We start from the raw sequence: 11710 nt of genomic DNA on the forward strand, positions 1-11710 counted from the left end.
CTTGAAATCTAGATATTTTAATGTTATTATACTAAAGCAACTTACTTTGTAGCTATATGCTATAAGGCGGAAGGAGATTGATATTTATGAAAAAAGGAATTCATCCAGATTACAAAAAAGTAAAAATCGTTTGTACTTCTTGTGGAAACGAATTTGAAGGTGGATCAGTTTTAGACGAAGTACGTGTTGATACTTGTTCAAACTGTCATCCATTCTATACTGGTAAACAAAGATTTGCTAGTGCTGATGGACGTGTTGATAAATTCAATAAAAAATACGGACTTAAATAATTACACAAGTAAAGGAGCGCAAGCTCCTTTTTTGCTGCAAAAAAGACTTATGAAGATTCATAAGTCTTAAAATTCTAAATGTCTACGGGTTCGCTTCATTAAAATAAAAGAAGTCACTGCAGAGAAAATTTCCGCAATCGGGAAACATAGCCAAATTAAGTCTAAGTTACCTGTTAATGATAATACATAAGCACAAGGTAATAATACTAATAATTGTCTGATCAACGAAGTTAAAAGACTATATGTACCTTTACCAACAGCTTGGAAAGTTGCACTACAAACAATTGAGAAACCTGCAAAAATGAAATGAATAGCAATTATTCTTAAAGCCGGTGTTCCAATTTTTATCATTGCCTCAGAGGCGTTAAAGAAACCTAAAAGAGTTTGCGGAATTGTTTCAAAGAAGATAACACCAATGATCATCATGCCAGTAGCGTAGATCATTGCCAATTTTATTGTATCAAACATTCGTTTCTTTTGTTTAGCCCCAAGATTATAGGCAATGATTGGAATCATACCGTTATTAAGACCGAAAACAGGCATAAAGACAAAGCTTTGTAATTTGAAGTATACACCAAAAACCGCAGTAGCCGTGGTAGAAAAAGTAATTAAGATAGTATTCATACCAAAAGTCATGACACTACCGATAGACTGCATGATGATAGATGGGATTCCTACTGAATATATTTGCTTAACAATATGAGCATTAGGTCGAAACCTTTTAAATTTAAAATGAATATCATGATTAAATTTAAGATTGAAAAATAGAGCTAAAAGACAAGCAATGATTTGACCGGTTATTGTCGCAAGTGCAGCACCAGCGACACCCATTTTAGGAAAGCCACATAAACCAAAAATAAAAATAGGGTCTAAAATTATATTGATTATGGCACCTAATCCCTGAGTAACCATAGTAAACAGGGTTCTTCCAGTTGCCTGTAATAATCGTTCAAATAGAAATTGACAAAACAATCCAATTGAACAGCCAACTACGATCATTGAATATTGGGTACCGGCATTAACAATTTCAGTATTAGTTGTTTGAACATTAAAAAAGAGGTTAGACAATGTTAGTCCGGCGATCATAAATATAACCGCCGTGACAAGAAAAATAAATACTGAATTGACTGCTGTCTGGTTAACATGATCTTGATTCTTCTCACCTAAACTACGTGACAATAAAGCATTGACGCCAACTGCAGTTCCCCCGGCAAAGGCAATCATCAAGTTTTGCAATGGAAATGCTAAAGAAACAGCAGTTAAAGCGTTTTCGCTTATTTGGGCAACAAAGACACTATCAACGATATTATACATTGCTTGAACTAACATTGAGATAATCATTGGTAGAGACATTGAAATTAGCAGTTTGTTGACCGGCATTGTTCCCATCTTATTTTCTTGGGTCACTATTTTTCTCCTTTTAAAAACAAATCAGCAATGATCGTTGCGACTTCGTCGATTCCTAAATCACTGTTAATCGTTAAATCGAAATTTTTTAAATGACCCCATTTTTTTGTTGTATAGTAATTGTAATAATTACTCCGACCTTTGTCTCTTTTAGTAACGTATTTTTTATAATCATCATGTACTTCTTGATAATCCTCTTTAACTCGGCGAATTCGTGATTCTAGTGGTGCATGAATAAAAATAGATAAAACATCATCATAATCCTCAAGGATATAATCAGCACATCCATTAACAATGATACATGAATCATGATTAGCTAAATGACGAATGATTTTAGACTGCATTACAAAAACCTGATCATTTAGTGGTAATGAAAAAGCGGAAGATGACATTGTATACATAAAGCTAGATGATTTTTGTTCAGCTACTTTACGGATTGCATCAACATCCATTCCCATTTCGCGAGCTGCCAAGTCGATGACTTCATTATCATAGTATACAAGTCCGACTTTCTGAGCAACTTTTTGTGCAATTAAGCGTCCGCCAGAACCGTATTCTCTGGCAATAGTAATAATTCTAGGCATATTGAAAATCCCCCTTTATATTCTTATTTTATCATAAAATTTAAAATTAATGACAATATTTTCACATCCTGCTTTTTCCAAGACAAATTTATTGTTTTTGTGCATACAAGTTTGTATAATAAAACAATAAAAGGAGAAGACAATGGAATTTCATATTTTAGCAAGTGGTTCAAAAGGAAACAGTACCTTTATTTATGATAATGGTGTGGGAATATTGATTGATTGTGGGATTGCTAGAAAACAATTATTATATAAACTTGGCAATCTTGGTTTTCAAGAAAGTAATATTAATTATGTTTTATTAACACACGATCATTATGACCATAATAAAAATATTAGTATATTTGATCAAAGAATCTGTTTTTGCGGTAAAGGATGTATCAAAGGAATCGATAGCAGCCATGAAATCAAGCCATATAAAAGTTTTCAATTAGCTCATTTTGAAATCATGCCTTTAAGTATATCTCATGATGCGACAAGTCCGCTGGCTTTTATCATTACTGGTGTGAATGAATCTATTTTGTATATGACAGATACTGGTTATGTATCTCAAAAAAATCGGAAATATCTTAATAATCTAGACTATTATATTATTGAAAGTAATCATGATGTTGAGATGCTGATGGCAACGAAACGACCTTATTTTTTAAAACAGCGTATTCATGGTGATCTAGGCCATTTAAACAATGAATATAGTGCAAAGATGATGGTAGAGTTAATCGGTGATAAAACTAAAGAAATTGTTTTAGCGCATTTGAGTGAGGAAGCTAATACTAAAGAGAAGGCATTAGAAACCTATCGTAAGATTTTTAATCAAAATAATCTAGAGTTCGATAATATTAAAGTAGCTAGCCAAATTGATGTGGTCAGCGGAGGTAATTATGAAGATTAAAATAGTTTGTGTTGGGCGTTTAAAAGAAAAATATTTAGTGGCAGGAATGCAGGAATATTTAAAGAGATTGCAGGCCTATTGCAAAGTAGAAGTTTATGAAGTAGCAGATGAAAGTATACCGGATAACTGCTCACTGGCCAATGAAACATTAATTAAAGCTAAAGAAGGGCGTAAGATGCTTGATAAAATTAAGCAGGATGATTATGTTATTTTGCTAGATGTGTCGGGAACGCAAATAGATTCTGTTGAATTATCAAATAAGATGGAAAAAGCCATGATTTCTGGTAAAAGTACGATTGCATTTGTAATTGGTGGTTCACTTGGTCATGGTGAAGAAATGCTTGATCGTGCTAATTTTAGGCTAAGTTTTTCTAAGATGACTTTACCGCATCAATTGATGAGGCTAGTCTTAGTAGAACAAATCTATCGGGCATTTAAAATTATGAAAAACGAAACATATCATAAATAAGGTATTAATAAAAAAGAATATAGATGAAAAAACCTAATATTTAAATTAGGTTTTTTAGTTTCTTTTTATTTGATCTTTATATTGACTTAAACTTTCATTAGTGTTCATTATAAAAACTAAATCCATTTTTACCTGAATATTTTGAATTATACAGAGCTTGATCCGCATTTTTATATAGAACTTCAAAAGTTGCCCCGTCTATAGGTGCTACAGCAACTCCAATAGAACCAGTTATTAGAATTGTTTCTTCATGCCATTGATAAGGTAATCGTAATTTTTTAAGCAGGTTATTTAATGATATGATGGCATTTTCTTTTTGAACAATATTTTTCATAAATACAATAAATTCATCACCACCCAAACGAGCAATTATATCTGTTTTTCGAAAATTTTCTTTTAATATATTAGCTACCTGCTTTAATACTTCATCACCTTGTAAATGCCCTAAACTATCATTGATTTTCTTAAAATTATCTAAGTCAATGATAATAAAAGCACTCATTTGATTATTTGATTTATGAAGATATTCTACTATTAAACGCTGAGCACCAATCCGGTTATAGATACCTGTAAGGGCATCTGTATCAGCTGCTTTTTTAATAGCTTTTAGCTTGTTTTCTTGATTTTTTTGTTTAAGATATTCTTTTGTAATGTCACTTCTTCGAATAAGTACGATTTTATTTTCTTCATCATAATATTGAACAGTAATTAATTTTCTCCGATATTCTTTATTTTCATCTAACATACCTAGTTCAATTTTATAAACACTTTGTTCTTGCAGACGATTAAGTATATATTCAGGAGTCAATTGTTCGATAACTCTGTCTTGATCTTCTAAAACGGTATTTTGTCGTGTGTATTTTATCATTGCTTGAGTATAATTATTGCCTTCTTGAGGAGGAATGACAGTACCGTTATCAGTTATCGAAAAATTAGAAAAATAGCCATTTTTTGTATCAAGATAATACAAATAATCCCCTTTTTTATAAACAAATTTTTCTGTAATTGAATTAATGATATGTTCTCTATCGACATTACTAAATACAAGATATATTTTTTCATTGTTCTTGGGAAGATAGAGAGTTTTTAATTGGACCCATTCATAATTTTCTAGTTCCTTTTGGAAACGTAGGTCAAGATGTGATGTTTTTTGTGTTTTAGAAAGTAATCTTAAATTATCAATTGTTAAAAAGTTTTCTAATTCTTTTTTTTCAAAGTTGATAATTAATCTTTTTTCAAGTAGCAAAAGAAATTGTTTTAGTGAAAATATTTTTTGATCATGATCATTATTGGTAGGTAAAACAGATTTTAATATATGTAATTTTTTAGTAGCTAAGTCCACTTCAACAATTGTAGAATATAGATTAAAAAAAGCATCTAATATTTCTTCTTTTTCTTTTACTAAAGAGGAAATAGTTTTTCTATCAGAAATATCATAAATATAAAATAATAATTTTTTAATTCCCATTACTTGGGCACAAAATATTCTAGCTTCTACCCAAGTATAATCTCCAAAAATTGTTTTTGTTTTAAACTCAATTTGTTTTATCTTTTTTTTATTGATTATTTGTTCTAGAGATGCAGATACAAAAATATTATCTAAACGTGTAATATCGTTTGGGTGTGTCCATTTTCTTATAACAGAAAAAACATTATCCCCATCATCAATTTTATGATATTTTTTCTTTTTATAAAAAATAGTCTTTATTTCTAAACTATCTATATCAATTTCAAAAAGGCCTTCACAATTTTCGATAAAGTAAGGTGAATATAATCGTAATTTTTTGAAATCGATTATTTTGTGCTCATTATTTTTGATATCCATCTCAAGTTCATCTGTTATATCATGATAATAGCCTTTAAATCTTATTCCATTTTTATATGATTTATCAAGAAAACCGCCACACCGAACCCATGTCCACCCTTTTTCTTCATGTCTCCATGGATACCGTATTTCGGTTCTTTTGTTCTTTTTTATATTTTCGATTGCATCAAAAACTAATCCTATATATTCAGAATCAATTCTCTCCATACAAAATGAATAGAGTTCTTCCGGTGTCAGAGTATTGCTGTTTCCTCCTAATAACGAGTACATAATTGTATCACCATACATCTTTGGAATTCCGTCGTTAGGATATTCTATTATCCAAAAACCGATTTGCAAATCTGCTAATAATTCGGTTTTATTAACAATATCTGATACATCTTCTCTTATATTCAAATTTTCCATTATTTAAAACCTCCCCAATATAAATTTGTATCAAATAATTTGCATATTTTTTATCATTTTTCAGTTAACCATTATACAATATCAATTTCTTTTATGAAAGGCTCTTTTAGTTATATCAGTTGATAAAATGATAAAAAAGATTTCAATTTTAAACCATTATATCAAATAAAAATAATTTTTTATTTACCATGTTTGTACGACTTCACCTATTGGATTAAGTAGAAAATATAATTATAAAATAAAAATGATAGTTTACTTTAATAGCAAGCTGTAGGCTTATGAATAATCATGATATGATAAATTTGGAAGTAAGATTAATTGTAATAGAGTTTTTAATTATGATTGATATAGATGGATATTTTACAATTAGCGATGGAATAAATAGGGGATAGGGAGACTTTTTTGAAAAATATTTTCTTGTACGTATAAATAATAGACATAAATTTTTTTGATAAGGTAAAATAAATGTGATTGAGGGAAGAAAATCTTTTAAAATATGTGTAAAAAGGAGTTGACAGTCATGTTCAAAACTGCGATCCTGCCAGACAGTAGGATAGTGTCTGCTTTTTTTGCATATATCATTACTTGTTGCAGCCGGAATTCTAATTACTATATTTGTTGTATTAAAGAAAAAGAAAGGATTAAAAATTCTTAGTTTATAAATATAAATCAGCATTCTGCAGGGGGATAATATGCTAAAATGTATATAGATTCAAATAGAAAAGTTATTTTTAGTTGCTATTTCTTTTGGTATGCATAAGCATGAAACTGGCAATAATATTAATTATATTGTATCAGGGATGGGTAAAGCCATATGTGATGATGACGAAGAAAGTTTATTTGCAGGAATCTGCCATATTTGTAAAGAAGATTCTAAACATAGCATTATTAACATTGGAACAGAGGATTTTGCCATGATTACGATCGTTGTTGAGCAATAGGTGCTGATTTTATAATTTAAGACGATATCAAGCGATTAGTCGTTAAGATTAATCGCTTTTTTGTATATAAATACATGATTGATAGACGAAATCTGACGGGAGAATAGATAGTTTTATTGATTTATAAAATTTATTATATAAATCAATAAGTTAAGATTTCAATGAATGACATTTTAAATAAACCTTTTTGTTCATAATTGTACTAATGATAATTTGGCAGTATAATAAGTAAAAATATAAGAGATAAGGAAAAATTATGAAATATATAATAAGACTGGTATCAGCAACAATAGTTTTTGTGTTGGCAAATAGGTTGTTATTAGGTTTTTCAAACGTATTGTTAATTGGTTTATTAGTGGGGATTTTTATAGTTATTAATGCAATACCATATGTCCCTTATCCTAGACCTCTTTTGAAACGATATCGCATATGTAAAGCAGGGTGTGAATTATTAAAAATATTTTTAATATCTTTAATAATGACAATTGTTTATATGCTTTATTCATTTTTTAAAGTAGATATTGGCGCATGGTTAACTAATCTATTAGTGGTAATAATAGTTGAGGCTGTTGTTTTTTGGAATGGCATTATTAGAATTTATTTAACGGCTAACCAATTAGGAGCTAAATGGCGCATAATCGGGGTTGTTTGGGGATGGTTTCCACTTGTTAATTTGATTATTTTAAGAAAGCTTATTAAAATTGCTGATGATGAAATTATATTTGAAAATGAAAAAACTATTTTAAATGGAGTTAGAAAAGAACAACAGCTGTGTAAAACAAAATATCCATTGCTGTTGGTTCATGGAGTGTTTTTTAGAGATTTTAAATATTTTAATTATTGGGGACGAATTCCCGAGGAACTAGAACAAAATGGAGCGGTCATTTATTATGGTAATCATCAGTCAGCAGCTAGTGTTATTGCTAGTGGCGATGAGTTAGCAAAGCGAATCAAAGAAATTGTACAGGAAAGCGGGTGTGAAAAGTTAAATATTATTGCACATTCTAAAGGTGGTTTAGATTGTCGTTATGCGATTGCAAAGCTGAATATTGCGCCATATGTGGCATCACTTACTACGATCAATACTCCACATCGAGGATGCATATTTGCAGATTATTTATTGGAAAAAATCCCTGAAAAAATTAAACAAAAAGTGGCTCAGGGATATAATACAGCCCTTAAGAAATTTGGGGACGAGAATCCAGATTTTATTGCTGCGGTCAATGATTTAACTGCTTCAACGTGTCAAAAGTTCAATGCGGATGTTCCTGATGTGGCAGAAGTATTTTATCAAAGTGTTGGTTCGAAACTAAATGTTGCTTCAGGAGGTCGCTTTCCGCTTAATTTTTCGCATCATTTAGTGAAGTATTTTGATGGGCCTAATGATGGATTAGTGGCTGAAAACTCATTTCCTTGGGGTTGTGATTATACTTTTTTAACAACAAATACGAAAAGAGGAATATCGCATGGTGATATGATAGATTTAAATCGTGAGAATATTGCTGAGTTTGATGTTCGGGAATTTTATGTTCAATTAGTTAATATGCTCAAAGTACATGGTTATTAGTCTGGAGACACGATAGTTGCTCTGGAAGTCAAAATCATGATATGATAAGAAAGGATGAAGGAGGGTTATTTATGGAAGTCGCTTTAGTAATAGGGATGTTTGTTTGTACAGCTTTAGCCCTTAATTTTTTGGTTAATGGAAGACGGAAATTATCAGGGACTTTTGAGATAATTAATTTATGTTTGATTGTAGCAACAGCTTATCAATTTAAATTAGTTAGTTCAATTATTTGGGTTCTTGTAATTTTAGCAATCTTACTGATTGCAGGATTGATCTTTAATAAAAAAAGAAAAGATAAAAAAGTTGCTAATGAAATAATTGAAGCAAGAATAGTAGATAAAGGAGAATAGAATGGAAACAGTAAATATTATTATTGAAATGGAAGATGGCGGAGTGATGAAAGGTGAGTTATATCCTGAAATTGCTCCAATTAGTGTGGAAAACTTTTTAAAATTAATTGATCAAGATTTTTTTGCAGGGTTAATATTCCATCGTGTTATCCCAGGATTTATGATTCAAGGTGGAGGATATGATAAAGATTTCAACCATCATGAGGCTGACAGTATTAAAGGTGAATTTAGAAGTAATGGAGTAGCTAATGATTTATTACATACTCGTGGTGTATTATCAATGGCTAGAACAATGGTTCCTGATTCAGCATCATCACAATTTTTTATCATGCATGCTGATGCTCCTCATCTTGATGGTGACTATGCGGCTTTTGGGAAAATCACGGAAGGATTAGAGGTTGTTGATCAAATTGCTAATGCTCCTAGAAATATACAAGATTGCCCTAATCAGCCAATCGTAATTAAAACTATTAAAAGAGGATAAGGAAATGAAATTATTTATTTTAGAAAATTGTCCTCATTGTCGTAATGCACGGCGCTGGATTAAAGAATTGCAAGATGAAAACCCAGAATATAATCAAATTGAAATTGAATTGATTGATGAGCAAATCAATAGTGAATTAGCAGATCAGTATGATTATTATTATGTTCCAGCTTTGTTTGATGGGAATACTAAGTTACATGAAGGTGTTGCCAGCAAAGATGGTTTGAAAAAAATATTTGATCAATATTTAGGACATTAGTTTGTCCTTTTTATTTTAAATTTAATATAGTGTATGAGTAATCAAAGAATCTTATTACTATTTGATGTTTTATTGTAATATAGACAAAAAGCCTCGCTCAAGAGGCTAAGAGATTTTTAATAATTTGACCAAGTATTTTAATACCTTGATCAATTGTTTTTAGATCACAATTAGTATAATTTAATCGTAGAGTTGAAACGTTTCGTTCTTCTTCATAGAAAGGATCACCAGCAGCAATTGCGATGTCATGTTTGATTGCTTCATTTGCTAGAGCGACAGCAGTTAGTTTTTGGGGTAATGTGACCCATAAGAACATTCCGCCTTGGGGAATTGTATGTTTAACTTCAGCAGGGAAATACTTTTGAATACTAGTTATCATTTGTTCCGCTTGTTCTTTATAAAGTTTTTTTATTTTTTCAAGGTGTTGTTCAAGACTGTTATCACAAAGATATTGATGAAGGACCATTTGCCCAAAAATATTAGTATGAAGATCAACGATTTGTTTATAGGCTAAGAGCTTTTGCTTTAAATAAGAGTTTGAACAAGCAATCCAGCCTATTCTCATACCTGGAGAAACTGTTTTTGAGAAAGTTCCGAGCAGTATCGTTTGATCTTTTAGCAAGGGATAAATAGGTAAAAATGTTTCATCGTTAAAACGAAGATCACCATAAGGGTTGTCCTCAATAAAGATAGTGTTAGTTTTTTTAAGCAAATTTGCTAGAGCAATTCGGGTTTCATTGTCATAAGTTAAACCGGTAGGGTTTTGAAAAGTCGGGATAGCATAAAAGAATTTTGGTTTTTGTTCAAGATATGCTGTTAATTCCTGTAGGTCAATTCCGTGATGATTTAAAGTAACCGAGTTGATTTTTGGATTATAGAGATGAAATACTTGGAGTGCAGCTAGGTAACTAGGTTTTTCAATAAGAATTTTATCACCTTCATCGATCAGTACTGCCGATAAAATATCGAGTGCTTGTTGGGAACCGTTAGTGATAATAATATCATTGGCACTAATATCAATTCCTTGTTTCAAATATTGATGTGCAATAAATTGACGTAAGGGTAAATATCCTTCTGGAATACTATACTGCATAGCGATTGTACCATGCTGATCAAGTACTTTTTGTGTGGCTGCTGCCATTTCCTGAGTGGGAAAAGAGATGGGATTAGGTAATCCACCGGCGAAAGAAATCAAATTAGGCTTGTTAGTCGCTTGTAGCATCATGTCTAAAAAATCTCCTTGAAAATCGGGTCGGGTAGAGCGAGTTGAATAATTAAATGTTTTCATTTTAAATTTCCTCCTTTAGATAAAATAAAAACCCTAAGCACTTATGCTAGGGCGAATAGATTATCCGTGGTACCACCTAATTTCCAAATTTCTTTGGCTCTTGCTTCATGTACGGAGTTAAATACTCGATACACTATCCTGATAACGTAGGAAATACGTTGAAGTCTACTTAAGTTTCCTTGTTCGATTCACTGCTCGAAGGCTACCTTCAATAATTATGTTGTAAAGATTTTCACCAGCCATCTTTTCTCTAAAACTCCATAATTATTTACTCTTCCCTGTCATTGCATTTGTACTTGGATGTTTATTTTTACTCATAATAGTCCTATTTTAAAGAAATGTCAATTGTTTTTTATCATTGATAACTATGTCTTTTTTGAAATCTTATCATAAATGAATTGCATAAATATCCTTTTGAGTTAATAACAATTTCCCAAATATCTAATATTTTCATATAATATTTTTTACCATTTTTTAAAACTTTATATCTACTTGAAAAATCATTACCATTATAATATATTGTTTCTCTAGTAGATGAATAATTATTATTTTCAATAGCGGCTGGGCAAATATTATCATTTGCGTAAACATTTGGTTTTGATAATGGAACAACGATCCCCATTAGAACTATTATGGACAACAAAGCTGCATTAATTTTTTAACATATTATTTGATATAATATAAAATATTTGATTTATTATATCTTTTTCTTTTTCGATATTATTGATACTAGATAAATCAAATTATGAGAAAAACAATAATATTATATGAAAGTTATCTTTTGTATTATTATATAAAGATTTATACTTTTTGCATTTGTTTTTAATGTATTTCTTTAAATATAGTATATCGTAATTATTTTTTGTCTACTAACACCTTAATGTGTTCTTTCTAATTTTCGATAGTAATTTTTTTTAAAAGTAATATAATAGTTAGAGCAGGGAGATGA

General features: G+C 30.4%; 13 protein-coding genes and 1 other annotated feature. Of the genes, 8 read left to right on the top strand and 5 right to left on the bottom strand.

The genetic code is table 11. The features are described from left to right. Nucleotides 1-86 precede the first annotated feature (86 nt). Entirely contained in the window at nt 87-290 is a 204-nt protein-coding gene (rpmE, locus tag EYR00_RS01715; RefSeq protein WP_003534909.1) for a 50S ribosomal protein L31, read from the top strand. 66 nt (nt 291-356) lie between these two features. Here rpmE and EYR00_RS01720 read toward each other — a convergent pair whose 3' ends face one another. Together EYR00_RS01720 and EYR00_RS01725 are read right to left on the bottom strand one after the other, a co-directional pair. Next, entirely contained in the window at nt 357-1697 is a 1341-nt protein-coding gene (locus EYR00_RS01720; protein ID WP_003534907.1) for an MATE family efflux transporter, read from the bottom strand. Next, nucleotides 1697-2281 carry a cytidylate kinase-like family protein gene (locus EYR00_RS01725; protein WP_003534905.1) on the bottom strand — a complete coding sequence of 195 codons (585 nt, stop codon included), beginning with the start codon at nt 2279-2281 and terminating at the stop codon, nt 1697-1699. Before EYR00_RS01725 ends, EYR00_RS01720 begins: the two co-directional genes overlap by 1 nt. A gap of 142 nt (nt 2282-2423) precedes the next feature. Here EYR00_RS01725 and EYR00_RS01730 point away from each other — a divergent pair, with 142 nt between their 5' ends. Further along, nucleotides 2424-3173: an MBL fold metallo-hydrolase gene (locus EYR00_RS01730; RefSeq protein ID WP_003534904.1), complete on the top strand. Its 750-nt coding sequence runs from the start codon at nt 2424-2426 to the stop codon at nt 3171-3173. Continuing rightward, nucleotides 3163-3642: a 23S rRNA (pseudouridine(1915)-N(3))-methyltransferase RlmH gene (rlmH, locus tag EYR00_RS01735; RefSeq protein WP_003534903.1), complete on the top strand. Its 480-nt coding sequence runs from the start codon at nt 3163-3165 to the stop codon at nt 3640-3642. Before EYR00_RS01730 ends, rlmH begins: the two co-directional genes overlap by 11 nt. Before the next feature lie 97 nt (nt 3643-3739). On the opposite strand, the gene EYR00_RS01740 is transcribed toward rlmH, so the two are convergent. Beyond that, entirely contained in the window at nt 3740-5872 is a 2133-nt protein-coding gene (locus tag EYR00_RS01740) for a GGDEF domain-containing protein (RefSeq protein ID WP_003534902.1), read from the bottom strand. Between the two features lie 752 nt (nt 5873-6624). Here EYR00_RS01740 and EYR00_RS01745 point away from each other — a divergent pair. The 5 genes from EYR00_RS01745 to EYR00_RS01765 all read left to right on the top strand — a co-directional run bounded on the left by EYR00_RS01745 (nt 6625) and on the right by EYR00_RS01765 (nt 9473). After that, nucleotides 6625-6813 carry a cupin domain-containing protein gene (locus EYR00_RS01745; RefSeq protein WP_003534901.1) on the top strand — a complete coding sequence of 63 codons (189 nt, stop codon included), beginning with the start codon at nt 6625-6627 and terminating at the stop codon, nt 6811-6813. A 256-nt stretch (nt 6814-7069) separates the two neighbouring features. Next, a complete protein-coding gene (locus EYR00_RS01750; RefSeq protein WP_003534900.1) occupies nt 7070-8380 on the top strand; it encodes a lipase family alpha/beta hydrolase in 1311 nt (436 codons plus the stop codon). Between the two features lie 71 nt (nt 8381-8451). Continuing rightward, nucleotides 8452-8730 carry a hypothetical protein gene (locus EYR00_RS01755; RefSeq protein WP_008792356.1) on the top strand — a complete coding sequence of 93 codons (279 nt, stop codon included), beginning with the start codon at nt 8452-8454 and terminating at the stop codon, nt 8728-8730. Between the two features lies 1 nt (nt 8731). Then, nucleotides 8732-9214, top strand: coding sequence for a peptidylprolyl isomerase (locus EYR00_RS01760; protein WP_003534898.1), 483 nt, complete (start codon nt 8732-8734; stop codon nt 9212-9214). Between the two features lie 4 nt (nt 9215-9218). Continuing rightward, the gene (locus EYR00_RS01765; protein WP_003534897.1) at nt 9219-9473 is read left to right on the top strand and encodes a glutaredoxin domain-containing protein; all 255 of its coding nucleotides are present in this window, start codon (nt 9219-9221) and stop codon (nt 9471-9473) included. A 97-nt stretch (nt 9474-9570) separates the two neighbouring features. Here EYR00_RS01765 and EYR00_RS01770 read toward each other — a convergent pair whose 3' ends face one another. Further along, nucleotides 9571-10761, bottom strand: a complete 1191-nt coding sequence (locus EYR00_RS01770; RefSeq protein ID WP_003534896.1) for an aminotransferase-like domain-containing protein — start codon at nt 10759-10761, stop codon at nt 9571-9573. 44 nt (nt 10762-10805) lie between these two features. Next, nucleotides 10806-11055: a binding site (T-box leader), on the bottom strand. Nucleotides 11056-11116: 61 nt separating this feature from the next. Then, a complete protein-coding gene (locus tag EYR00_RS01775) occupies nt 11117-11401 on the bottom strand; it encodes a hypothetical protein (protein ID WP_232254040.1) in 285 nt (94 codons plus the stop codon). Nucleotides 11402-11710 lie beyond the last annotated feature (309 nt).

Source organism: Thomasclavelia ramosa DSM 1402 (genome assembly GCF_014131695.1).
In the GTDB taxonomy this organism is placed as follows: Bacteria; Bacillota_I; Bacilli_A; order Erysipelotrichales; family Coprobacillaceae; genus Thomasclavelia; species Thomasclavelia ramosa.

Excerpts from the sequence above, each read along its gene's own strand:
- rpmE (WP_003534909.1), top strand. The coding sequence starts at position 87 with ATGAAAAAAGGAATTCATCCAGATTACAAAAAAGTAAAAATCGTTTGT.
- EYR00_RS01725 (WP_003534905.1), bottom strand. The coding sequence starts at position 2,281 with ATGCCTAGAATTATTACTATTGCCAGAGAATACGGTTCTGGCGGACGC.
- EYR00_RS01730 (WP_003534904.1), top strand. The coding sequence starts at position 2,424 with ATGGAATTTCATATTTTAGCAAGTGGTTCAAAAGGAAACAGTACCTTT.
- rlmH (WP_003534903.1), top strand. The coding sequence starts at position 3,163 with ATGAAGATTAAAATAGTTTGTGTTGGGCGTTTAAAAGAAAAATATTTA.
- EYR00_RS01740 (WP_003534902.1), bottom strand. The coding sequence starts at position 5,872 with ATGGAAAATTTGAATATAAGAGAAGATGTATCAGATATTGTTAATAAA.
- EYR00_RS01745 (WP_003534901.1), top strand. The coding sequence starts at position 6,625 with ATGCATAAGCATGAAACTGGCAATAATATTAATTATATTGTATCAGGG.
- EYR00_RS01750 (WP_003534900.1), top strand. The coding sequence starts at position 7,070 with ATGAAATATATAATAAGACTGGTATCAGCAACAATAGTTTTTGTGTTG.
- EYR00_RS01755 (WP_008792356.1), top strand. The coding sequence starts at position 8,452 with ATGGAAGTCGCTTTAGTAATAGGGATGTTTGTTTGTACAGCTTTAGCC.
- EYR00_RS01760 (WP_003534898.1), top strand. The coding sequence starts at position 8,732 with ATGGAAACAGTAAATATTATTATTGAAATGGAAGATGGCGGAGTGATG.
- EYR00_RS01765 (WP_003534897.1), top strand. The coding sequence starts at position 9,219 with ATGAAATTATTTATTTTAGAAAATTGTCCTCATTGTCGTAATGCACGG.
- EYR00_RS01770 (WP_003534896.1), bottom strand. The coding sequence starts at position 10,761 with ATGAAAACATTTAATTATTCAACTCGCTCTACCCGACCCGATTTTCAA.